Origin of the sequence: Acrocarpospora catenulata (assembly GCF_018476525.1) — a bacterium.
Lineage (GTDB): Bacteria > Actinomycetota > Actinomycetes > Streptosporangiales > Streptosporangiaceae > Acrocarpospora > Acrocarpospora catenulata.
Genome location: NZ_JAHCST010000003.1, coordinates 88525 through 110843, shown reverse-complemented (window position 1 = coordinate 110843; position 22319 = coordinate 88525). Strand labels below are relative to the sequence as shown.

Genomic DNA, 22319 nt, shown 5'->3' with positions numbered 1-22319 from the left:
ATGGTGAACCTGGTGAGCGGGCGTCGACCAGGGACCAGTAGCGTGGAGGCGTCGTAAGTTCCCCGCTCACTTCAGAGATCCGGATGAACCAGCGCACCCTTCTCATCACCCTTACCGGCCCCGATCGGCCGGGGGTAACCTCAAGACTCTTCACCGTACTCGCGGGATTCCCGGTCACCGTCGCCGACGTGGAACAGGTCGTCATCCGCGGGCGGCTCACCCTCGGCGTCCTGGTCGCCTACGCCGGCGGCCCGTCCACCCGCACCGGCGGGACCATCGGCGGGCTGTGGACGGCGATCGAGCAGGTGGCCGCCGACCTCGACATGGACCTGGAGCTGACCACCGGCACCGCGTCCAAGGAGAAGCGCCGCCGCGGGCGGCTCCAGGTGACCGTGATCGGGTCGCCGCTGCTGCCCTCCGCGATGGCCGGGATCGCCGGGCGGGTGGCGGCCAGCGGGGCCAACATCGACCGCATCGAACGGCTGTCCAGCTATCCGGTGACCTGCATCGAGATGGCCGTCTCCGGGGCCAACCCCGCCTCGCTCCGGGCTGAACTGGCGGCCGAGGCGTACCAGCAGCAGGTGGATGTGGCCGTGCAGCGGTGGGGCATCCACCGGCGCGCCAAGCGGCTCATCGTGATGGACGTGGACTCCACTCTCATCCAGGGGGAGGTGATCGAGCTGCTGGCCCGGCATGCCGGGAACCTGGAGGAGGTGGCTCGGGTTACCGAGGCCGCCATGCGGGGGGAGCTCGACTTCGCCGAGTCGCTGGTGCGGCGGGTGGCGTTGCTCGAAGGGCTGCCGGAGGAGGTTTTCGAGAAGGTCGTCAAGGAGGTTGTGCTCACGCCTGGGGCGCGGACTCTGGTACGGACCCTGAAGCGGCTGGACTACCGGTTCGCGATCGTCAGTGGCGGGTTCACGCAGATCACCGATGCGCTGGTGACCGATCTCGGCATCGACTACTCCGCCGCCAACACGCTCGAAGTCGTTGACGGGCGTCTCACCGGGCGGGTCACCGGGGAGATCGTCGACCGTCCCGGCAAGGCTCGCGCCCTGGAACGCTTCGCCCTCCAGGCCGGCATCCCGCTCAGCCAGACGGTGGCCATCGGCGACGGGGCCAACGACCTCGACATGCTCGCCACGGCCGGACTCGGCATCGCCTTCAACGCCAAACCCGTGGTAGCCCAAGCGGCCGACACCGCCGTCACCGTCCCCTACCTCGACTCCATCCTCTACCTCCTCGGCATCTCCCGCGAAGAGGTAGAAGCCGCCGACGCCGAAGACGGCCTAACCGAAACCTGACCCCTCCCAAACCCCGGCTGCGCCCCTCCCCAGCCGGGGTTCCCCATGCCTGCCGCCTCCCACCCACCCTGATCGACCTTCCGGGTCCGGTCCCTACTCCCACCGGAGTGGTTGCTTACCGTGGCCGTCCCAGCCCCCCACCCAACCCACTTTGACCTCCGTCCAGACCCGACCCGCCGGGTGGCCAGCCGTCACGTTGACACGCCCGCTGGGTGGCCAGCGGCCGCGTTGACACGCCTGCCGGGTGACCAGCCGCCACGTTGACACGCCTGCCGGGTGACCAGCCGCCACGTTGACACGCGGGATTCCGGTTGCCGCCGTTCTCCCGCCCCCTCCATCACCGTGAGGCCCCACCCAGCCCATCACTGACCTCCGGTCGGACCCGGCACCGCCGTGAGGGGCGGCCCGGTCCCGCAGGGCGGCGGGCAGACCGGGAATCTCGGCCACGAGCTGGAAGCCCGCGCCCCCGGTGGGCCCAGACTCCGCCGAGGTGGTGTGGAGCCGCGTCAGCTACCGCCCCAACGGCCCCGAACATTGGTTGCCGGGACTCCCACCCGCTCAACTCACTCGACCTCCGGCCAGACCCAGCCCCACCGTATGGTCGGCTGCCGCGTTGATACGCACGATTCCGGTTGCCCTCGTTAACTCACCCACCCGCCCCCTCCATTACCGTGAGGCCCCACCCACCCAGCCCATCACTGACCTCCGGTCGGACGGCTCCGCCGTGAGGGGCGGCCCGGTCACGCAGAGCGGCGGCCAAGCCGGGGATCCCGGCCACGAGCTGGAAGCCCACGCGCCCGGTGGGCCCAGACTCCGCCGAGGTGGAGTGGAGCCGCGTCAGCTACCGCCCCAAACGCCCCGAACATTGGTTGCCGGGACTCCCACCCACCTTTCGGCCTTCGGTCGCAGATCCGGCTCCACCGGCCTCGTTGGCCGATTCGAACGCCGTGCTGCGGCCAGGGCGTCGGAGATCACTTCTACGCTGACCAGGCTGGGGCTTGCGCCGCATGTGGCCAGGGCACGGAGCCCGCAACGCCCCGCCCAGCGGAGCCGGGTCCGACCGAAGGTCACCCAGGGTGGGTGGGAGTTCCACGGTAACCATCCGTCCCGGCGGAAGCTGGGCAGGGTCAGGGCCAGAAGGGTGGGCGGGTGGGAGAACCACGGTCGGTGAGGGACGTCAGGGGGCGGTGGTGGCTTGTTGGACGAGGTGGGAGGAGGCGGTGTTGAGTTGGCGGAGGGCGTGGTTGGTGGCGGTGGCGTGGAGGAGGGCTTTGCGGGTTTTGGTTTGGGTTTGGGTGGGGGTGGTGGTGATTTCGGTTAGGCGGGTGGTGGCTAGTTTGCCGAGGTAGCGGGTGAGGTCGGCGAGGCGGGTGTCGACGTCGCCGCCGGATTGGTAGGGCTCGCCGGTTCTGATGGCTTCGGCGCCGGCGGACAGGCGGTCGGCGACCGCGTCGAGGACTTTGGGGGCGGGGCCGACGTCGCCGGAGTGCTCGCGGAGGACCGTGGTGAGGGTGATCAGGTCGTCGCGGACCCGGGTGGCCGTGTCCAGCACGCCTTCGAGGTGTTCGGGCAACAGAGCCCCGGGTTCGTGGGGAATGTACGCGAGGGCCACCGAGACAGCGTCCGCGTCGCGGGCGGCCTGACTGATGCGGTCAGTAGCCTTCTCCTCGCTACGCTCCCCCCGGCTCACCCCAGCCACGGTCCGAGCCGCCGCGGCATGCGACTCCAACAACCGCGCCACCCGCTCCCGCAACCGCACCGCCTCCCCACGAGGCCACAACAACCGCGTGCAAACAAGCGCGATCACCCCTCCGGCAACCGTCAACCCCACCCGCAGAGCCGCGATCCCCGGCGACAACGGCGTCTGAAAATCGATCAGCAACAGCACGCACAACGTCATGAACGTCGCCCAGTACGCGTAATGCACCACCACCAACCCGAACCCCAGCGCCGCACACACCGCGATGATCGCCGCGAGCACCCAGTACCCGGGCGCGACCAGCAACACCAGCGCGGCGACGAGCGCCCCGGCCACACTCCCCCCGACCCGCGCCCACACCTTGGCGAACGTCTCCCCATAGGTCGGCTGAATGGTCAGCAACACGGTCACCGCCAGCCACTGCGCGTGCAACGGCTGGAACACCACGATGCCCAGGCAGGCCACCGCCGTCCCCAGGGCCAACCGCAGCGAATGCCGGAACCCGGGATCGTCCAGGGTCAGCCGCGACCGCCACCCACTCCCATCCAGCCGGGGAAGGGACAGCCCTCCCAGCCGCACCGCCCGAGCCGCCGGCCGCGCCTCCTCGACGTCCTCCCGGATCCGTTCCGCCGTATGCCCGATCTGCCGCAGCAACACCACCAGCAACAGGTCACGCTCATCCGCGAGCCGCTCCCCCCGCAACTCCTCGATCCGGGCGGTGAACGCCCCGATCCCCCAGTCCTGCGGCAGATCCTCCACCGTGCCGAACACCGACCGAACAGCGGCGGCCAGCGATCCGGCGAGCTCCCCCAGCCCCACCCGCTCCGACGTGACCTTCCCCTCGGTCGCCTGGAACAGGTCACGCAAGGTCACAGCCTCATAGAAGATCTTCCGAAGCGCCGTGGCGACCTGTTCGGACTCCCGGGACCGCCCCCGCCACCGCCGCCGGGCGCACGCCGTACGCGCCAGGTAGACGGCCGAGGCCGCGTGGACCCGCTGCGCCTCCCAGTCCGCCGAGGTGGTCGCCGAGAGGAGCAGGGCGACCTCCTCCGCCGCCTCGGACAGGATCGTCCCCAGCGGCCGGCTCCGCCGCCACGGCCAGGACAGCGTCACCAGCACCGCCGCCACCAGGCCCCCGATCAACGTGAGCCCCAGATGCCCCCACAGATCGACCGGCAGCGGATTGGCGGCCGTGATCAGCAACGCCAGCGCGGCGGTGGGCCCCACCAGCGGCACCAGAATGCTCCCCGCCGCCACCACGGGCGCGACCAGGACCAGCACCCACTCCCGCTCGACCACCAGCATGCCGAGGACCGTACCGAACGCCAACGACAGAACCCCGACCAGCATGTACTCGACCCGCACCCCCGGCGGGTCGATATTTGCCCGGACCGCCACAAGCCAGGCGCCAAGCGCGACAATTCCCCCCAGTACGGGATGCCCGAAACCAACCCCGGCGACCAGCGGAATCGTCACCCCCAGCGCCGCGACGAGCCCGTACCCCATCGCCAGCCGACGGTCGCCGACCCCGGCCATGGCGCTACGGCCGATGCGTGGCCACCAGGGTGCCCGTCCCGGGGTCGAGGTCGGCCCAGCTCCCGGGCACCCCGATCACCGCGTACGCCCCGGGCGGGAAGGTGTCCACCTGCGCGCCCGTCAACCCCAGCACCAGCTCGTGCACGCTCGGATTGTGTCCCACCAGCACCAACGTCCCCACCTCGGGCGCGACCTGCCGGATCAGCCCGAGCAGCTCGTCGGCGTACGCCTCGTAGATGTCCCGGTCGAGTTCCAGCGGCGCCGCCAGCCCGAGCAGTTCGGCGGTCTCCCTGGTCCGTCGCGAGGAGGAGGCCAGGATCAGATCGGGATCGAACGGCGCGAGCAGTTCGCCCGCCTCACGCGCGTTCCGTTGCCCCCGATTGGTGAGCGACCGGTCGAAGTCGAGCACTCCGGCCGTGTGCTCGGCCTTCGCATGCCGTACCACGATGAGGGTCTTCACGGCGCCGCCCAGAGCGCCAGGCTCACGATCGCCGCGAGCACGGCCACCATGGCAAGGAGGATCAGCATCAGGCTCCGGCCGCCGGAGGACTTGTCCATGGAACCAGAGTCTATGAACAGCTGAGGGCCCCCCACTGTCGCGGGGGACCCTCAGTGCGGTCAGCGGATCAGAAGATCAGCTGGCGACCGGCTCGAGCTCTTCCTTGCTGTTGTCGGGGGAAGCCATGTCCCCGCTGGAGCGCCGCTTGGAGACCAGGATGGCCCCGATCACGACGGCCACCGCGACCACGGTCACCCCGACCCGGAGCGCCACGTTGTCCGCGTACACCACGACGGCCGGCGCGATCAGCAGCGCGACCAGGTTCATCACCTTGATCAGCGGGTTGATGGCCGGGCCCGCGGTGTCCTTGAACGGGTCGCCCACGGTGTCGCCGATGACGGTCGCCGCGTGCGCCTCGGAGCCCTTGCCGCCGTGGTGCCCGTCCTCGACCAGCTTCTTGGCGTTGTCCCAGGCGCCGCCCGAGTTGGACAGGAAGACCGCCATCAGGGTGCCCGCCGCGATCGCGCCCGCCAGGTATGCCCCGAGCGGCGCGTACCCGAGGGCGAACCCGACCGCGATCGGGGTCAGCACGGCGAGCAGACCGGGCGTGGCCAGCTCCCGCAGCGAGTCCTTGGTGCAGATGTCCACGACCCGCCCGTAGTCCGGCAGCTCCGAACCGTCCATGATGCCCGGCTTGCTGCGGAACTGGTCGCGCACCTCGAAGACCACGCGCATGGCGGCCCGGCCCACGGCCATGATCGCCAGACCGGCGAACAGGAACACCACCGAGGCGCCGATTATCAGGCCGACCAGCGTGTTCGGCGAGTCCACGCTGAGGCTGAAGGTGGCGAAGCCGCCCAGCGCGTCCTTGACCCCGGCGCTCGCCTTTGCCAGCTCGCCCTCGACCGCGGTGCGGAACGAGCCGAACAGCGCGGTCGCGGCCAGCACGGCGGTCGCGATGGCGATGCCCTTGGTGATCGCCTTGGTGGTGTTGCCCACCGCGTCCAGCGAGGTGAGCACCCGGGCGCCCTCGCCCTCCACGTCGCCGGACATCTCGGCGATGCCCTGCGCGTTGTCGGAGACCGGGCCGAAGGTGTCCATGGACACGATCACGCCGACCGTGGTGAGCAGGCCGGTGCCGGCCAGGGCCACCGCGAACAGCGCCACGGTGACGTTGCCGAAGCCGAGCAGGAAGGCGCCGTACACGGCGGCCCCGATGAGCAGCGCCGAGTAGACGGCCGACTCCAGGCCGACCGAGATGCCCGCCAGGATGACGGTCGCCGGACCGGTCCGGGAGGACTCGCCGATGTCCTTCACCGGACGCCGGTTGGTCTCGGTGAAGTAGCCGGTGAGGATCTGGATGGCGCTGGCCAGCACCAGGCCGACCAGCACCGCGCCGATCGCGATGATCCGCGGGTTGGCGTCGAGCTGCTGGATGGCCGGAGCCGCCGAGGACAGCTCGGCGAAGGAGGCCGGGAGGTAGGCGAACGCGGCGACGGCCACCAGGACGGCCGAGATCGCGGCCGAGATGAAGAAGCCGCGGTTGATCGCCGCCATCGCGTTCCGGTCGCCGGAGCGCGGCGAGGTGACGAAGATGCCGATGATCGCGGTGATCACACCGATCATCGGAACGATCAGCGGGAACACCAGGCCCTCGGTGCCGAAGGCCGCCTTGCCCAGGATGAGGCTGGCGACGAGCATCACCGCGTACGACTCGAACAGGTCGGCCGCCATGCCGGCGCAGTCGCCGACGTTGTCGCCCACGTTGTCGGCGATGGTGGCCGCGTTGCGCGGGTCGTCCTCCGGGATGCCCTGCTCGACCTTGCCGACCAGGTCGGCGCCCACGTCGGCGGCCTTGGTGAAGATGCCGCCGCCGACCCGCATGAACATGGCCAGCAGGGCGGCGCCGAAGCCGAAGCCCTCCAGCACGCTCGGCGCGTCACCCTTGTAGGCGAACACCACGATCGCCGCGCCCAGCAGGCCGAGCCCGACGGTGAACATACCGGCCACGCCGCCGGTACGGAACGCGATCCGCATCGCGGTCTTCTCACCGGCGTCCCGGGCGGCGGCGGCGACGCGGACGTTCCCCCGCACCGCCAGCCACATCCCGATGAACCCGGTCAGCGCGGAGAACAGGGCCCCGACCACGAAGAACACGCTGCGCCCGATCGCGACACCGGTCGATTCGGCCGGCAACAGGAGCAGCAGGAAGGGGATCAGCACCACAAAGATGGCAAGCGTCCGGAACTGCCGCGTCAGGTAGGCGGCAGCTCCTTGTTGTACGGCTCTCGCGATGTTCTGCATACGCTCCGTGCCCTGGGGCGCGGCCAGCACCTCGCGCACGAGGCCGCCTGCGACGGCTAGCGCGATCATGGCCACGGCGGCCACCACGACAACGATCGTGAGGTGGGAGCCGCTCAGGGATACCGCTGCGTCATTGACAGCGGCTTGATAGGCAGACAATTCCGTCCTCCTCGGCCAGACGGGTAGGTCCTGCCCGGGAGGCGCAGCCTCAACAGTGTTACGGGGCCCTATCGCGATTGGGGCGTCAGCGGCGCACTTCCGGGTGGTTGGCAGTGCCGCTTCCGGTTGCATATCCGCAATACCTTGGCCGGTGCGGGGAGTCTACGCAGCCTGTGGACGGATATGAAGCCCTGGGGCCCCGCCAATTGGGGCCGCGTCCAGTAAGGACCGGATGCGGCAGTTCCCAAACAGGGTATTTGACCGCCGTCAGTACGATGTCGAAAAGGTTACGGACAGGGCGTAACCTGGGGTTCCGGCATGATCGTATCAGGGGGGAAAGGTCGGCGGGGCCGGGATGCGGGCCTACTTAAAATATTTACCTACGGGCGTCTGACATCTTGGTGACTGCCGGGTTTCCTAGCCGAATGTCGGCATGATGTTACCCAGCGTGACGTACCGGGATGCGCCCGACCGCGGCATGAGCCGTACCGAATCAGTGGGCCGGGACCCCGTTGGCGGTGGCCGCGGGCCAGCTCATCCGGATGCGGACACCGGTGGGGCCGGGCGAGACCTCGACGTCGTCGGCCAGCCCGGTGATCACCGCGATGCCCAGACCGGGCAACTCCGGCACGATCCCGAACATGGCCTCCGGCGGGCGGAACCCGTTGAGTGCCGGCTTGAGATCGTCGTTCGGGGCGAGGTCGGTGACCGTCACCTCGAACCGCCCAGAATCGTCGCGGAGCTCGATGCGGATGGGTTCCCCCGGGCAGTGGACGCGATGCGCCTCAACTGCCCGGGAGCACGCCTCTCCGACGGCGAGCCGCACCTCGTCCAGCAGCGCTTCCGCCACCCCGGTGCGCCGGGCGATGGCCGTGGCGACCAACCGCGCCGTGCGCACGTGCGCCGGTAGCGCGCTGAACGTCAGCTCGACGGTGGCCATGACTACTTGTCTCGGCCGTGGGCTTCCTTGGCCTCGTCCACCGAGGCGTAGATCCCGAAGACCTTGGTGAGCCCGGTGATCCGGAAGATCTTCAGAATGCGCTCCTGGGTGCAGACGAGTTCCAGGGAGCCGTCGTGGGCACGCACCCGCTTGAGCCCCCCAACCAGCACACCCAGGCCGGTCGAGTCGAGGAAGTCCACCTTCTCCATGTTCACGAGCAGATGGAAGTTGCCCTTGTTGACCAGGTCGATGAGCAGCTCACGCAATCTGGGCGCGGTGTAGACGTCGATCTCACCCTCGACCTCGACGATGGTGAGACGGTCCTCGGTACGGTGGTCCAACTTCAGATCCACAGATCCTCCAGCGCCTTGCCTGCGTAGGTCCGATGCAGATCGTGCATCCTTAGGAAAACACGATCCTGACGCGCGGCATTCAACCACGCCACGCCTCAGTGTCTATACGAAATCCCGACTCCGGGCGACTCTCCCCGCAGATGCCATGGTGGAAACCAATGAATCGGTCCTCGTCACCCGCGCACCTCAGCAGGGGTGTGCCTGGCCGGAACGGACCACTCCTCGATCGTTTGCTGATGACCCCGGCACGGCACGGGAGAGTCACTCACGTGGAGCATGTTCCAGCACGTCAGGCAGGTCAAGCCCAGTGGCCGGATTGGGTCCCCCCGACGGTGCGTGAGCGGCTGGAGGGACTGGGGGTGTCCGGCCTGTGGCCGCACCAGCTGGCCGCCGCCGAGCACGCCCACCGTGGCCAAAACGTGATCATCTCCACCGGCACCGCATCCGGAAAATCTCTGGCCTATCTGGTCCCGGCGGTCACTTCCCTCCTCCAGGGCTCAACCGTCCTGTACCTCACTCCGACCAAGGCCCTCGCCGCCGACCAACTCCGCACCGTCCGTTCCCTCGGCCTGGACGGCGTACGCCCCGCCGCCTTCGACGGCGACACCCCCGCGGAGGACCGCGCCTGGGCCCGCCGCCACGCCAACTACGTCCTGACAAATCCGGACATGCTCCATCGGTCGATGTTGCCGCGGCACGCCGCCTGGAACTCCTTCTGGCGCCGCCTCCGGCTGGTCGTGGTCGACGAGTGCCACGGCTACCGCGGCGTGTTCGGCTCGCACGTCGCCCAGATCCTCCGCCGCCTGCGCCGCGTCGCCGCCAAGTACGGCTCCCGCCCGGTCTTCTTCCTCGCCTCGGCCACCGCGAGTGAGCCGGGGACGACGGGGATGCGCCTGACGGGGCTTGAGATGGCCGAGGTGACACGTGATGCCTCGCCCAGGGGTGCGACCACCATCGCGCTCTGGGAGCCGCCTCTGACCGATCTACGCGGCGAGGGAGGGGCTCCGGTCCGGCGCACCGCCACCGCCGAGGCGGCCGACCTGCTCGCCGATCTCGTCCTGGACGGGGTGCGCACGCTGGCGTTCGTACGGTCGCGGCGGGCGGCCGAGACGGTGGCGCTGACGGCCCGGGGGCAGCTGCACGACACCGAGCTGTCGCTGGGGGTGCACGCCCGGCCGTCCCGGGCCGGGGCGGCGACGCCGGTGCTGCCCGAGTTGCGACTGGCCGAGAAGGTGGCGGCCTACCGGGCCGGGTACCTGGCGGAGGATCGGCGGGGGCTGGAGAAGGCGCTGCGGTCGGGGGAACTGCTCGGGCTGGCGACCACGAACGCGCTGGAGCTCGGGGTGGACGTGTCCGGACTGGACGCGGTGCTGATCGCGGGGTGGCCGGGGACGCGGGCCTCGCTGTGGCAGCAGGCCGGGCGGGCGGGGCGCGACGGGCAGGACGCGCTGGCGGTGCTGATCGCGCGGGACGATCCGCTGGACACCTATCTGGTGCACCATCCGGAGGCGCTTTTCGGACATCCGGTTGAGGCGACGGTGCTGGATCCGGACAATCCGTACGTCCTGGGGCCGCATCTCTGTGCGGCGGCGTCCGAAATACCGCTCACGGATGAGGACCTTTCTATTTTTGGTCCTGCTGCGGCTGGGGTTTTGGATGAGCTGGTGGGGAAGGGGTTGTTGCGGCGGCGGACCACCGGGTGGTTCTGGACCAGCCGGGAGTGGGCGGTTGATCTCGCTGACATCCGGGGGTCCGGTGGGGCGCCCATCCAGATCGTGGAGGTGGAGACCGGGCGGCTGCTCGGGACCGTGGACGAGGCGTCCGCGCACAGCACCGTGCATCCCGGGGCCGTGCACCTCCATCGCGGCGACACCTTCCTCGTCGAGGAACTCGACCTCGACGCCGGCGTCGCTCTGGTCACCTCCGCCCAGCCGGACTACTCGACCTTCGCCCGCGACATCACCGAGATCCGCATCATCGAATCCCTCCGCTCCCGCCCGCTGGGCCCCGGCGAACTCCACTTCGGCACCGTCGAGGTAACCCGCCAGGTCATCTCCTACTCCAAACGCCACACCCAATCCGGCGAACTCCTCGGCGACACCCCCCTAACCCTCCCACCCCGAACCCTCCAAACCCGCTCAGCCTGGTGGACCCTCCCCAACACGGCCCTCCCCCAGACCGACAAGTCCGCCACCAACCAACTGAGCCCTAACCAAACCGACCTCGTTCAGAGCGGCCCCTCGCAAGCCGATGCCGTTCAAGATGGCCCCACGCAAGCCAACGCCATCCAAGATGGCCCCACGCAAGCCAACGCCTTTCAGGGCGCCCCCGTCCAAGGCAACCCCGTCCAAGGCAACCCCGTCCAAGGCAACCCCGTCCAAAGCGACCCCTTTCAAGGCGACCCCCTTCAAGGGGATGCCACTCAAGACAGGGCCCTTTTCGCTTCCCGTGATGCTGTTTCCGTTTCGCTTGGGGTTGTTTCCGCTCCGCTTGAGGGTGTTCTTGGTCCTGCTGAGGTGCCTCAGGAACTGCTTAGTTCAGATGGTGGGATGGCTCGGGGGCGGACTCCGGGGCGCCGGGCTGCGAAGAAGCGGGACATCGATCTTGGTGGGGCCGCACATGCGGCAGAGCATGCGGCGATTGGGCTTCTGCCCCTGTTCGCGACTTGTGATCGATGGGATATCGGCGGCGTCTCAACCGAACTCCATCCCGACACCGGGCTGCTGACCGTGTTCGTCTACGACGGCCACGCCGGCGGCGCCGGATTCGCGGAACGCGGTTATGCGAATGCCGTGGAATGGCTGACCGCGACCCGAGACGCCATTGCCGCCTGCGAGTGCGACCACGGCTGCCCGTCCTGCATCCAGTCTCCAAAATGCGGCAACGGCAACGAGCCCCTAGACAAACAGGGCGCCATTCACTTACTCAACATCCTCCTACAACCCGAACCTGAGAACAGCGAGACCTAGTCCTACCTTCATCATCCAATTTGTCCCAGTGGCCGCCAGGGACCGGCGGGAACAGCGGAGGACACGCTGGATCTGCGGGTGGGTGGAGCGCCCCCTACGGTCCCAGTTTATCCGCCTGATCGAAATAGTTCCTCTATCGCGGAAACCGAGGCGATAGAGAACGCCGCGAGGTAACCCGGCCGTCGGAGTGGGACGTCATCATTCACAGTATGTCCCACCCCGAGAGCGATAAATCTTGTTTGAGGGTCATGCCAGCCACCGCTCCGCCGAACGGGTGAAGGCCACGCAAAAAGTGGCCGCCGCGACGGGAAGTTGACCAGGCCGTGCAGCGTGTCCAGCCAGCCCTAGCCGATTCGCATGTAAATGCTTCAGGGGAGACCAACTTCGGCAGGCCCAGCTTTTGCCCAAGCGGTGGCGATGCGCGCACCCAATCCTGGGAGCGTCATCGCAACCGCAACGGAAACATCAACTACGCCGCCCGAAACCACACAGGACGTTAACTGAGCGGTGTTGGCCTCAACCACACGCCTTGCCTCACCACAAGCAACATCCTCCGAAACAAATGCCTGCTTCGCACCCGCCAGCGCACCAAGATCAGCCGCAACCTGCGCCCGATGCCGCCCCACCCGAACAACCCCAACCCAAACCATAATCACCACCACAACCCAAACAACCCCCATAACAGCAACCACCCAAACCGTCCCGCTCCCCCGCTCCCGAGCATCCACCCTTTCCTCCATCCACCCTTTCTTCGATGCACTTTCCTCCGTGCCGCTTTCCTCCGCGCCCACTTTCCTCTATGCGTCCTTACTCCTCTTTTCAACACTGATTCTTTGTGAGCCATCTACGCGATCGGCGTCGTCGTGCTCACCGCCGCCCTGAGAGCCCGCACGGCGGGAAGTCGTCACCCCTGGCGTAAATGGGGAGAAGCGGTGACCTTCTACATTCTTTGTGGGTGCGCTTAGAGCGACAGCCCTGGCTCCGATATTGATGACGCGGAAGCGACAACGGTTATCGGGGAGACGATATGACCCACTCGGGGGCCTATATCTGCGGTTATTGTTACTCGGACAAGATTTTCACCGATGGCGACTGTAACTCTCGCTCCATCGGGAGCCGAGCGAATTGCCGCCTCGCGAACAGCTTCGACGGATTCCCCGCGGGCCGCGGCCCGAGCACCGGCCCGAGCCGCGTCCACACATTCAAGCTGCGCACAAACCACCGCAATGGCCCACAACGCCGCCCCGAGAACAACCACCAGCGTTGGCAAGGCAACCGCCATCTCGGCAGTCACCGACCCCGCATCCCCCATGCCCCGACGAACACGCCGAACCCAGCGAAAGCCCCGTCCCCGAGCCCAACTCCCAACCCAACTCCACCCCCAAACCCGACCGCCACCCCATCCACGACCCCGAACCCAAACCTGACCGGGACGCCGAACCCAACCGCGCCCCCATGCGCGACCCCGAACCCATGCGTGACCCCGAACCCGAAGCCGACTGCGACTCCGACTGCGATCCCGACCGCGCACCCGACCGCGCACCCGACCGCGGCCCCGGCTCGGAGCGACGTGGTCTACCGGATGCACCGGCTCAGGGATTTCGTGAGAATCACGGATTCGGGGGTTCGACCCGGGGATCGGCCGAGTCGGCTCACATACCTCAAGATCGAGCTGTGGGTTTTGACGGCATGGATTGGGACTCTGGGGGATGAACTGGCTGGCCTGCAGGTTGAGCGCGTCACCCGTCGAGCGACGGCCATGGTCGAGTAGGTGCGAGCCGCAGGCGTGGCCGAGCAGGTGCGAGCCACAAGCATGCCCGAGCAGGCGCGAGCCACAGACATGCCCGAGCAGGCGCGAGCCACAAGCATGCCCGAGCAGGCGCGAGCTACAGGCATGGCCGAGGAGGTGCAAGCGTCGGAGGGCGCGTTTCATGGGGGTTGCCCTGTCGAGATTCGGTTGATTCGGGGACTAACCAGCCAGGTTGAGGGCCTTCTGGACCAGGGCGGAGAGCATCTGCTGGACTTCGCCTGAGGTCACCACCTTGAAGAGCAGGGCTGCGAAGCCACAGGCCGCGATCGTTCCGACGGCGTATTCGGCGGTGGACATGCCGGCGTCGCTTCGCGTGCGGGCGGCGAGCGTCCACTGGACACCCAGGTTCCGGGCGCGGTTCACCAGGCTGAGCCGCTGTCGCCGAGTCTTGGGAAGCAGCACCTTCGCCGCTTCACCACCTCCCTCCACCAGGACCAGCTGGCCCTGGCGACCTGGCCAACGATCCACGTGAATGACAGTCCCCTGATTCTGATCAGCCTCGGCCGGGGGCGACGAGACAGCCGCCCGAACGTTCCCCGCCCCGAACTCATGCGTGGACTCGACCGCGGGACGCGGCGCGGGGACAACCGCACTTCGCGATGCCACGGCATGGACGGAGCAGATAGCGCCCACCGAGCGCATACCGCGAGGGGCCGTGCCACCCGCCGAGCCCGTACCAGTAGGTGCCGTACTACCCGCCGAGCCCATACCGCGAGGTGGCGTACCACCCGCCGGGCGCATACCGCGAGGGGTCGTACCGCCCGCTGGCAAGCTCCGGTCACGCGTCGCTACCGGCTGGTGCATCGATGGGGCCGTTCCGGCAAGCCGGGATCGATCCAATGGCTGCGAATCGCCGGTCTCCCGCACTACCAGCCTGGGCGTGCCAGTCGAACCGACGATGCTGAAGGGCAGGGCAACCCGCTGATCCGATGGGGTGGGGGTGGAGTGTCGGCGAGGTGAGATGGCGGGTGGGATTGGATGGAGCGGGTGGGTGTTCTGGGGGTGCTCGGTGGTCCGCACGCGCATTTGGGCCTCCTACGAGCCTGGGACGGGCCCTCCGTCCGCAGCCACGTTCAGAGTGCATGTACTTGCCGTTTCTCGCTGGGGCCGAATGCGATTCTGTGGATATCCGAAAGGCTGTGGATAACTTCCCGGGACTTTGACCAGCCGATACGGCCTTCAGTCACAAGACAGGGGGGCGTTGTCCACAGTTGTGGATAACTTCATCCACAGGTGCGGCGCCTGTGTATTGGCGGGGTTGGCGTTAGGCGAGTGGAGTTCAGTGCCGGATGGGTACAGGTCACTGCCAGGATCGCAGTAAGCACTCTCTTGGGCTCGGCTCTGCGCGATTTCTGATGGCCGTCAGCCAGGACGGTTACTGGCCGTCCATCTCGACAACGGCATGTTCGTTGACACTCGCGTTCAAGGCATGAGGACCTGGGTGGCCAGACCTGCCACTACGGGGATGATGCCGAGGAAGACGAAGGCGGGCAGGAAGCACAGGCCGAGTGGTGCGACGGCGTGGACTCCTGCTTTTCGGGCGGTGGCGGATGAGGTCGCGCGGTGGGCGTGGCGGGCGTCCTCCGCAAGGCGGGTGAGTACGTCCGCGACCGGAGCGCCGCTTTCCATGGCTCTGGACATGGTTCGGGCGAACGTCGCCAGTGGCTTCTCGTCAGCGAGCAGCAACCATGCGGATGCCGGGTCGGCGCCGAGGCGCATCTGAGCCGCTATCCATGAGAGACGGGCGCCCAGGGGGCCTCCAACGGCCCTGGAGGCCGTGTCGACGGCCCCGCTCAAGGGCTGGCCCGCTCGCAGGCACGCCACCACCAGATCCGCGAGGAACGGCAGATCCGCCGTGAGTTGCTCCCTTCGGCGACGAGCGTCCGGCGATTCTCTCCGTCGAATTACGACAATCAATCCTGAAGCCACCAAGACACCAGCAACCACCCCAAACAACCCGCCCACTGTGAGAAAGGTCAGCACGCCAGCAGGCCCGGCGACAATCGCCACAGCCCCGTATGCGCGAACTTCCGCAGACCCACGCCCATCCACCCCTACTGCGTCCACATCACCCACGACGTCACCGGTCATCGATGCGCCACCTCCGCGGGTGCCCACGCTCCTGCGCGCGGTTCCTTCCCCCGGCGTTTCACGCACTCGCGAAAGCCGATCCTCGGGCCTCCGGCGGACAGGCCAGGCCCAGACGGCCAGCGCGGCCAACACCGCACTCAAGAGAACAAACACCACAGCCTCCGAAGATGAACATGGGACGAGCGCCCTTCTTCGAGCACCCAGCCTTCTCACCGCCTCACGACCCACCACGGAGGCACTCTCACCCGTGTGCGAGAAGGCGACCGTCATCGAATCCGGCACGGGCGAAACATGGCGACTCCGCTCAAGCCGGCTCAAGCGGCGGGCGCGTGGGCAGCTCACGGGTTGGTCCTCCTACGCGATTGAGAGGAGGTGATGGGCGGGGTTAGAGGCAGGTCTGTTCGGCTTTGGTGACGAGGTGGTTGGTCCATCGGAGGCCGAGGGCGTTGAGGGTGAGGCCGAGGATGAGGCAGGCGAGGCCGGCGGGGGTGGTGAAGAGGAAGGGGAGGGGCTGCATGCCCAGGGCGGCTGCCAGGAGGAGGCCTAGGGCGGGGAGGGCGGCGAGGAGGCGGGCGGTGGCTCGGGGGCCTGCTAGTTGGGCGGAGATGTCCTGGCGGTGGGCTTCCAGGTCTCGGAGGGAGGTGGCTACTCGTTCGATGAGGGTGGTGAGGCCGCCGCCTATGGTGGTGCTGACGTGCCAGCAGGAGGAGAGGCGGAGGAGCCCTTCGCCGCCGGTGGGAGGGGCTGCCTGGCGTAGGGCTGTCGCGATGTCGCCGCCGTCGCGGGCGGCTGCCAGGACTGGCGTCATTCTGGTGGGGTCGGGGAAGTCGGTCGAGGTGATCGCGCGGCTCAGGGCGTCGCCGGCGGTTCGGCCTGTGGCCAGTTCGGCCGCGATGGCTTGGCATAGTTCGATCGATGACGTGCGCCATGCGGCTGCCTGTTTGGCCGGGCGGGTGCGGCGGAAGCCGTACAGGAGCGAAGGCCATGGGCGGGTTGGGCTGCTGGCGATCGCGGTCAGTCGTGCAGATGCTCGCGTTGGGCCGAACCATAGCCAGCCTGCGATACCGCCCGTCAGAGTCGCGACCAGGCCCCAACCGAAGGCACCCACCTAACTCTCCCCCTTCTCGCGACTGAACTCCACTGGGCATTTGCGACCAGACCACGAAGGTGCCTGCGACCTCCTTCAAGGGATGTCCTCCCTGCCGCTGGGCCTTGAGTTTCACGGTCATGGTGATCAGAGAAGGGTGGGGCAGCGGGACTTGAGGAAAGGGAGGGCTGGGCCCGCTTGGAGGGTGCCGGTGGGGGTCGAGGTCAGGGCGGGGAGGGCGGTGACGAAGCCGGAGGGGGAACGTTGGAGGAGGCAGATTTCGGAGACCTGGCGTTGGCCTGACTGGGGGTGGCGGGTCAGGTGGATGACGGCGTCGAGGGCGGCGGCGAGTTGGCTGTGGACGGCCTCGCGGGTGAGGCCGGCGGCGCAGGCGAGGGCTTCCAGGCGGGGTGGGACATCGGCGGCGGTGTTGGCGTGGAGGGTGCCGCAACCGCCTTCGTGGCCGGTGTTCAAAGCGCTGAGGAGGTCGCCGAATCTCGAATAAACACCAACACTTGGCCGATAACAGCGCGATGAAAATTTGGGCGAGAGAGGCGACGACGTCAACCACGTTGATAGACCATCCGTCCACGAAGGGTCAACGCCAGCCTGTCCCTGGAGCCCCCCATGTCCCAGCAATACGGTCAGCCCCCGTACGGCCAGCAGCCCGGGTACTACCCGCCCCCTCCCCCGCCGCCGCGCCACAGCAACACCGCGCTGATCCTGGTCGTGGTCGGGGCGGTCGCGTTGACCATCCTCGGCAGTTGCGCGGTCCTGCTGGCGGTGAACGACACGGCCACGACCGTCGCAACGGAGCCGGACTCCCGGTCGAGTATCGTCCAGGAGGCCACGGGCGGGACCGCCATCGCGGAGCAACCCCCGGCCGAACAGCCCCCCGCGGAGCAGCCCTCAACGGGGACCGCACCCAGCACGGAGCCGCCGCCGGCTGCCGCCGCCTCATCCCAGCCGGCCCAGCCGCGCGGGGTGCTGCTGACCGACAGCGGGGACGGCAAGAAGAACACGCAGCGGTTCACGGTGGACGACTCGTGGGAGGTCCACTACACCTTCGACTGCACAAACAACGTGGCGGGCCAGGGCGCCATGTCGATCACCGTCATGGATGGAACGCAGATCGTCGATCTGGTGGCGAACGAAATCGGCACCAAGGCCGATAAGCGCACCCCGCAGTATCGGGCGGGAACCTTCCACCTGCAGGTGAACGGCACGCTGTGCGCGTGGACGGTGGAAGTGGCGGACATCTGACCCAGAAGGCAGGATTCTGGTCGTCCCCGAACCGGCGACGCTGCGGGAACCGCTCGCTGATCGCGATTATGCGGCGTACCGTCCACATCGTGGCCGATGAGGAGACTCCCCCGCCGCCTCCGATCTGCGATGTTTGCCTGGGTGCGTGTGGAGAATGGGTCAATCAGAACGGGTCCGGGCCAGCACAGGCGGTCTGGGTGCCGTGCAGCGCGTGTAACGGGACGGGACGACGGTAGTGAGCGACCGGATCACGTGTCCGGAATGTGGAGGGACCCGCGGCGTGAGGCTGGGGTCCCTGCATCTGGCGTGCCGGTTCTGTGGCGGTCGGGGTTGGGTCGGCGAGGACAATGAGCCGGCCGAGCGCGGCCAGGAGTGCGAGCCGCCGCCGCTCCCGGCCGTGTGGGAGCACAAGGTCTGGTCGGACCCGTCGGTCGCTGCGACGCTGGCGTGCCGGTACTGTCTGGGCTCGCGGCGGGTGGTGCACGTGGCGGACGGCAGGATGACGGCCACCCCGTGCCCGGTGTGCGCTGGGGCTCCAACCTGATCGACGGCTGGTGGCAACCCGGCCGCCCGTTCGGGCATCTAGTGGGTACCCCTCACTCCCGGGAGGCCCTGTGCGAGCCCTGACCGCCGCCCTGCTCACCCTGACCATCGCCGCGTGCGGGAGTACCGAGGCCGCCGCGCCGACGCCAAGCGCACCCGCCACATTCACCGCGTCCGGTACGGTCCTCGCCTTCGGCGCGTCCTGGTCAAACAAGGAAGGCGAAGAGTGCGGCTACACCAGCCGTCAGAGTGAGGACATCAAGCCTGGCCTACGGCTGGTGTTGTCCGATAACACTGGTAAAACCGTCGGTATCGGAACTCTCGGGGTGGGCATTCTGACGCTCGGCGACAGCCCGCCGGAAACCCAGCGGTGCGTGTTCCACTTCTCGATCGCGGACGTACCGGCGGACTCGCCCTTCTACGGGTTGAAGATCGGCGACCGCGACCCGGTGGACTACTCTGCCGCCGAACTCCGCAGCGGCCAGCTCGCGATTGACACCGGGGCCTGACTTCGCCATGACGTAGCGAGAGCCCCAGGTCGCTTCCCCGCGCCCGGGGCTCGAGGTCGGAACAGCCCGGGGGCCATAGCCTGCGCATACGAGCGAGCGGAATGTACAGGTACTTAGCGCACAGCTAGAGTCGTCGTATGACAGCCCAGCCGCACGAACCCTCACCTGGCCGGCCCGCCCGCCCGGAGAAGAACGTGCTGGCGATCAGGGCGGTTCTGTCGCACCCCTGTGATATCGAAGCGTTCGAGGCAAGCCTCCCTGTTGTCGTCGACAAAGCACGGGCCACGCACGACTGGGCCGTGTTGGACGAGTTCATCCACACGTGGTGGCTGATCGCCTGCGACTCGCTCCGCGATCCGCGAGGACGCCACCGGATGTGGGAGAGAGTTGGCAAGCTCCGACGCGGAGAGTCCGTGAAGAGTGTCCCCGGGGAGGATGTCGAGGCGCGCATACGCGCACGCCTGGCCCGGGGCGCGTAGGTGTACGCGGTCGAGTACGGGGACGAAGCGCAAGAGCAGGCCGACGTCTTACCGTTCGACGCATTGGCGCCCTTCCTGGAGGTCCTGGCCGTGCTCGGCGTCGCCCCGTGGAGTGGGAAGTCACTGAACGAGGACAACCCCAACGCGAACATTCTGACCCTGGCATTCGGGCCACGAAAGCAGGGCATGGTCACGTACATGATCCTTGAGGATCGGCGGCATGTGGAGATCCTCAAAGTGATGTGGCTCGGGCTCTAGTGCCGCCCAGCGGCTACACGGTCTTGTCGATCCGCTTCGCGAGGTCAATATCCGACGTGGTGATTCCCTCGGTGGTGTGGGTCCAGAGCCGTAGAGTCACCTGGTTGTAGCGGACGTCGATGTCGGGGTGGTGGTCCGCCTTCTCCGCGATGAGGCCAACGCGGACGACCCATCCGAGCGCTACCCCGAAGTCCGGATGGGTCACGGTGCGGACGATGGCGTTGCCCTCCCTGGTCCACTCCGGCAGCTCGGCGAGTGCGGCGGTGATCTCATCCTCGGAGAGGCTGGTGCGCGGCGGCGTCGTGGTCATGAGCCCAGTGTGCCGGGAGATCCCGCCTCCCAGCTGGGTTCGATCATCCTCTCTCGCGCCCACGCGCCAGCGTGGGCCGCGCGGAGCGCGCCGCCGTTCACATGGGTCGTTCGATGGTTTGTTCTATGGGACGTTGGGTGGAAACCATTTCCGGTACTCGCGGAAATGGTTTCCAGTATCTACGGAAATGGTTTCCGGTACTCACGGAAACCACTGCCGGTACCGGAAATGGTTTCCGGTACTCGCCGAGTCACCAATCGTCGCCCCGAGCCTGCCGGAATAGTGCCCATTTATCCGCTGTGTCCCGCCACGGCTTCTCGCCGCGCTGCTTCCGTTGAAGATCCCAGAGCCGTAAGCAGTGACTGGTGTGCTCGCCACGCGCTGCCGCGCAGAAGCAGAAGCGCGAGACATCGAAGCGGACCTGCCCATCTGGCTTGCGTTTCGCCTGATGCGCAGCCGGATTGAAGCCTTTCCCGCAGCCCAGGCAGGTGAACTTGCGACCGCGCGGGCCGATCGTCGGCAGCCCCCGCCAGTCGCCTGGGATGACGAGCTGGTATTCGTCAGCGAGCCGGGCATGGGCTACGGCCGTAGCGACTCGTTCCGCAAGATCGAGCCCGCGAAGCACGCTCCATGCGTCGCGTATGGTGCGCTCGCTGTACCCGGTGTCCCGCGCTAATCGATCATTACTCGGGTGACAGTTCGCACCGGTGTTGAAGTCGGCATAGTCCATCGCCGTACGGGCCACGAGTTTGACCGATGACTCAACTAGGAGGACGCGGATCAGCGTGTTCCACCGCGAAACGAACGGGGCGGTGTCGTCATCAGGGCGGATCATTCGCATCCTCGCAGTGGAGCTGCGGGGCGTCCTCGATGGCGTATCGTGGTCTGGGAGTTGAGGTCTTGGACCTTGGAGCCCGCCCCGGGCTGGGGGCGGGCTTCGTCCATGTCGGGGGGCATTCGACCTGGCTTTCGTTGATCGGCGCAGACTTATCTGCGCGGCGCGCGGACTTGAGTGCGTGGCGCATGAGCGGGGGTTCCGGCAAGCAAACGGCGCGAGCACCCCGGGCGGTTTGCTTGGCTGCTTCGATAGCAACCCCGTAGCAAACGCCTAGCAAGTTGCTAGGGGGAGGTACCACCGTTCCACCCGGAATGGTCTTCGGGTTCCGTTCCCGCTTCCGGCTGGACTCCGAGCGGATTCCGCCCGGAACCGCAGTTCCGAGCCTCTGCCAAAAAAGACGGGCTCGCCGGCTGGTCCCCCATCCGGCGAGCCCTTGATCACCATCGTGCTAGTCCGGGATTGCGAAGGTGTAGGACCAGAGGAAACGGCTGGCCGCATGGACGCCCACGGCGTACTCGACCACCCGCCCCTCAGCGGTCCGCGTGACGCGGTGAATCTCAACCACGGGTTCGCCGTCCGGCAGTTCGAGGAGCGTCGCCTCATCCACTGTCGGCATCCGCGCACGCAGATCCTCGGTGATCTCGTGCGGTTCCAGGCCCCGATCCGACAGGATCGCGAAACCACCTCGCTGACCGGCGATCCCCGGCCGGGGATCGACCAAGGGGGTCCCCTCGACATCCTCCCGCCGGTAGTAGCTGGTCATGGTGTGCGTGGACACGCCGTCGCGTGACATGGTGCGATCCCGCTCGTACACCAGCGCGCCAGGGGCAACCCCGAGCCTCGAAGCGACACGCTCGCCAGCTTCGACGAGGTTCACTTCCTGTGTCTGCCCGCCAGCTTGTTCGGTAATGTCCGCCAGTCGATCGTCGGCGTACGCCTGGACGACCGTGGACTGCCAACGACTGCGGGCGTAACGGTCCGGCCCAAGAGGTCGAATCGGGTGCCGCTCCCGCACATATGCTCCGCTGCCGTACTTCGTCGTGATGAGGCCCTCCTTTCGCAGTTGGGCGATAGCCTTCGCCGCCGTGTTTCGGCTCACGCCGTGCTGGTCGGCCAGGTCTCGGACGGGTGGGAGTTTGCCGCCTGGCGGTATCCGGCCATCGCGAATGGCGGTTCGCAAGGCGTCGGCGATACGGCCCGCTGGCCCGGTGTCTCTCTCTGGTGACATAGCGACACACTACCCCAGTGGCGTACGACAATTCATCAACTGACGTACGACAGTTGCTTGACGACCCACCAGGCCGCGTCTACCGTCAGTGTCGTACGACAAAGCATCGTACGATGCTTTGATTTGATCCTTGATAACTCCAG

20 protein-coding genes are annotated in these 22319 nt (G+C 67.6%); 6 read left to right on the top strand and 14 right to left on the bottom strand.

Going from position 1 to position 22319, the window contains the following annotated elements; all coding sequences use genetic code 11:
• Positions 1 to 83: 83 nt before the first annotated feature.
• Positions 84 to 1301: a phosphoserine phosphatase SerB gene (gene serB / locus KIP79_RS04105; protein ID WP_214103290.1), complete on the top strand. Its 1218-nt coding sequence runs from the start codon at positions 84 to 86 to the stop codon at positions 1299 to 1301.
• A gap of 1177 nt (positions 1302 to 2478) precedes the next feature.
• On the opposite strand, the gene KIP79_RS48895 is transcribed toward serB, so the two are convergent.
• The 5 genes from KIP79_RS48895 to KIP79_RS04080 all read right to left on the bottom strand — a co-directional run bounded on the left by KIP79_RS48895 (position 2479) and on the right by KIP79_RS04080 (position 8791).
• Positions 2479 to 4536 (bottom strand): FUSC family protein, encoded by a 2058-nt coding sequence (locus tag KIP79_RS48895; RefSeq protein WP_214103289.1) that lies wholly within the window; start codon positions 4534 to 4536, stop codon positions 2479 to 2481.
• A 4-nt stretch (positions 4537 to 4540) separates the two neighbouring features.
• Positions 4541 to 4996 carry a SixA phosphatase family protein gene (locus KIP79_RS04095; RefSeq protein WP_308169549.1) on the bottom strand — a complete coding sequence of 152 codons (456 nt, stop codon included), beginning with the start codon at positions 4994 to 4996 and terminating at the stop codon, positions 4541 to 4543.
• Between the two features lie 174 nt (positions 4997 to 5170).
• The gene (locus KIP79_RS04090) at positions 5171 to 7426 is read right to left on the bottom strand and encodes a sodium-translocating pyrophosphatase (protein ID WP_372453519.1); all 2256 of its coding nucleotides are present in this window, start codon (positions 7424 to 7426) and stop codon (positions 5171 to 5173) included.
• Between the two features lie 565 nt (positions 7427 to 7991).
• Positions 7992 to 8438 (bottom strand): ATP-binding protein, encoded by a 447-nt coding sequence (locus KIP79_RS04085; protein ID WP_214103287.1) that lies wholly within the window; start codon positions 8436 to 8438, stop codon positions 7992 to 7994.
• 2 nt (positions 8439 to 8440) lie between these two features.
• Entirely contained in the window at positions 8441 to 8791 is a 351-nt protein-coding gene (locus tag KIP79_RS04080; protein ID WP_111171502.1) for an STAS domain-containing protein, read from the bottom strand.
• A gap of 332 nt (positions 8792 to 9123) precedes the next feature.
• On the opposite strand from KIP79_RS04080, the gene sftH reads away from it, so the two are divergent.
• Positions 9124 to 11760, top strand: a complete 2637-nt coding sequence (gene sftH / locus KIP79_RS04075; RefSeq protein ID WP_504741654.1) for a DNA 3'-5' helicase SftH — start codon at positions 9124 to 9126, stop codon at positions 11758 to 11760.
• 368 nt (positions 11761 to 12128) lie between these two features.
• On the opposite strand, the gene KIP79_RS49990 is transcribed toward sftH, so the two are convergent.
• From KIP79_RS49990 to KIP79_RS46460, 6 genes are all read right to left on the bottom strand, one after another.
• A complete protein-coding gene (locus KIP79_RS49990; RefSeq protein WP_372453523.1) occupies positions 12129 to 12500 on the bottom strand; it encodes an Rv3654c family TadE-like protein in 372 nt (123 codons plus the stop codon).
• 221 nt (positions 12501 to 12721) lie between these two features.
• Positions 12722 to 13042 carry a TadE family type IV pilus minor pilin gene (locus tag KIP79_RS49190; protein ID WP_308169577.1) on the bottom strand — a complete coding sequence of 107 codons (321 nt, stop codon included), beginning with the start codon at positions 13040 to 13042 and terminating at the stop codon, positions 12722 to 12724.
• A gap of 687 nt (positions 13043 to 13729) precedes the next feature.
• Positions 13730 to 14038, bottom strand: coding sequence for a DUF4244 domain-containing protein (locus tag KIP79_RS04060; RefSeq protein WP_308169548.1), 309 nt, complete (start codon positions 14036 to 14038; stop codon positions 13730 to 13732).
• A 954-nt stretch (positions 14039 to 14992) separates the two neighbouring features.
• Positions 14993 to 15661: a type II secretion system F family protein gene (locus KIP79_RS04055; protein ID WP_250212640.1), complete on the bottom strand. Its 669-nt coding sequence runs from the start codon at positions 15659 to 15661 to the stop codon at positions 14993 to 14995.
• A gap of 385 nt (positions 15662 to 16046) precedes the next feature.
• Positions 16047 to 16769, bottom strand: a complete 723-nt coding sequence (locus KIP79_RS04050) for a type II secretion system F family protein (protein WP_308169547.1) — start codon at positions 16767 to 16769, stop codon at positions 16047 to 16049.
• A gap of 126 nt (positions 16770 to 16895) precedes the next feature.
• The gene (locus tag KIP79_RS46460) at positions 16896 to 17222 is read right to left on the bottom strand and encodes an ATPase, T2SS/T4P/T4SS family (protein ID WP_372453517.1); all 327 of its coding nucleotides are present in this window, start codon (positions 17220 to 17222) and stop codon (positions 16896 to 16898) included.
• 153 nt (positions 17223 to 17375) lie between these two features.
• Here KIP79_RS46460 and KIP79_RS46455 point away from each other — a divergent pair, with 153 nt between their 5' ends.
• The 4 genes from KIP79_RS46455 (at position 17376) to KIP79_RS04035 (ending at position 19800) form a co-directional block, all read left to right on the top strand.
• Positions 17376 to 18011, top strand: coding sequence for a hypothetical protein (locus tag KIP79_RS46455; protein ID WP_250212639.1), 636 nt, complete (start codon positions 17376 to 17378; stop codon positions 18009 to 18011).
• 614 nt (positions 18012 to 18625) lie between these two features.
• On the top strand, positions 18626 to 19063 hold the full coding sequence (locus KIP79_RS04040) for a hypothetical protein (protein ID WP_214103285.1): 438 nt from the start codon (positions 18626 to 18628) through the stop codon (positions 19061 to 19063).
• Between the two features lie 137 nt (positions 19064 to 19200).
• Positions 19201 to 19542 carry a DUF6247 family protein gene (locus KIP79_RS49985; RefSeq protein ID WP_372453516.1) on the top strand — a complete coding sequence of 114 codons (342 nt, stop codon included), beginning with the start codon at positions 19201 to 19203 and terminating at the stop codon, positions 19540 to 19542.
• Positions 19543 to 19800: a hypothetical protein gene (locus KIP79_RS04035; protein WP_214103284.1), complete on the top strand. Its 258-nt coding sequence runs from the start codon at positions 19543 to 19545 to the stop codon at positions 19798 to 19800.
• A 13-nt stretch (positions 19801 to 19813) separates the two neighbouring features.
• On the opposite strand, the gene KIP79_RS04030 is transcribed toward KIP79_RS04035, so the two are convergent.
• The 3 genes from KIP79_RS04030 to KIP79_RS04020 form a co-directional block, all read right to left on the bottom strand.
• Positions 19814 to 20110: a 4a-hydroxytetrahydrobiopterin dehydratase gene (locus KIP79_RS04030; RefSeq protein WP_214103283.1), complete on the bottom strand. Its 297-nt coding sequence runs from the start codon at positions 20108 to 20110 to the stop codon at positions 19814 to 19816.
• A gap of 250 nt (positions 20111 to 20360) precedes the next feature.
• Positions 20361 to 20951: a helix-turn-helix domain-containing protein gene (locus KIP79_RS04025; protein ID WP_214103282.1), complete on the bottom strand. Its 591-nt coding sequence runs from the start codon at positions 20949 to 20951 to the stop codon at positions 20361 to 20363.
• A 445-nt stretch (positions 20952 to 21396) separates the two neighbouring features.
• Entirely contained in the window at positions 21397 to 22176 is a 780-nt protein-coding gene (locus KIP79_RS04020; RefSeq protein WP_214103281.1) for a GntR family transcriptional regulator, read from the bottom strand.
• Positions 22177 to 22319: the final 143 nt, after the last annotated feature.

What these genes read in the sequence shown, in the direction of transcription:
- serB (WP_214103290.1), top strand. Translation starts at nt 84, where the DNA reads ATGAACCAGCGCACCCTTCTCATCACCCTTACCGGCCCCGATCGGCCG.
- KIP79_RS48895 (WP_214103289.1), bottom strand. Translation starts at nt 4,536, where the DNA reads ATGGCCGGGGTCGGCGACCGTCGGCTGGCGATGGGGTACGGGCTCGTC.
- KIP79_RS04085 (WP_214103287.1), bottom strand. Translation starts at nt 8,438, where the DNA reads ATGGCCACCGTCGAGCTGACGTTCAGCGCGCTACCGGCGCACGTGCGC.
- KIP79_RS49990 (WP_372453523.1), bottom strand. Translation starts at nt 12,500, where the DNA reads ATGGAGGAAAGGGTGGATGCTCGGGAGCGGGGGAGCGGGACGGTTTGG.
- KIP79_RS49190 (WP_308169577.1), bottom strand. Translation starts at nt 13,042, where the DNA reads ATGGCGGTTGCCTTGCCAACGCTGGTGGTTGTTCTCGGGGCGGCGTTG.
- KIP79_RS04055 (WP_250212640.1), bottom strand. Translation starts at nt 15,661, where the DNA reads ATGACCGGTGACGTCGTGGGTGATGTGGACGCAGTAGGGGTGGATGGG.
- KIP79_RS46455 (WP_250212639.1), top strand. Translation starts at nt 17,376, where the DNA reads ATGTCCCAGCAATACGGTCAGCCCCCGTACGGCCAGCAGCCCGGGTAC.
- KIP79_RS49985 (WP_372453516.1), top strand. Translation starts at nt 19,201, where the DNA reads ATGACAGCCCAGCCGCACGAACCCTCACCTGGCCGGCCCGCCCGCCCG.
- KIP79_RS04030 (WP_214103283.1), bottom strand. Translation starts at nt 20,110, where the DNA reads ATGACCACGACGCCGCCGCGCACCAGCCTCTCCGAGGATGAGATCACC.
- KIP79_RS04025 (WP_214103282.1), bottom strand. Translation starts at nt 20,951, where the DNA reads ATGCGAATGATCCGCCCTGATGACGACACCGCCCCGTTCGTTTCGCGG.
- KIP79_RS04020 (WP_214103281.1), bottom strand. Translation starts at nt 22,176, where the DNA reads ATGTCACCAGAGAGAGACACCGGGCCAGCGGGCCGTATCGCCGACGCC.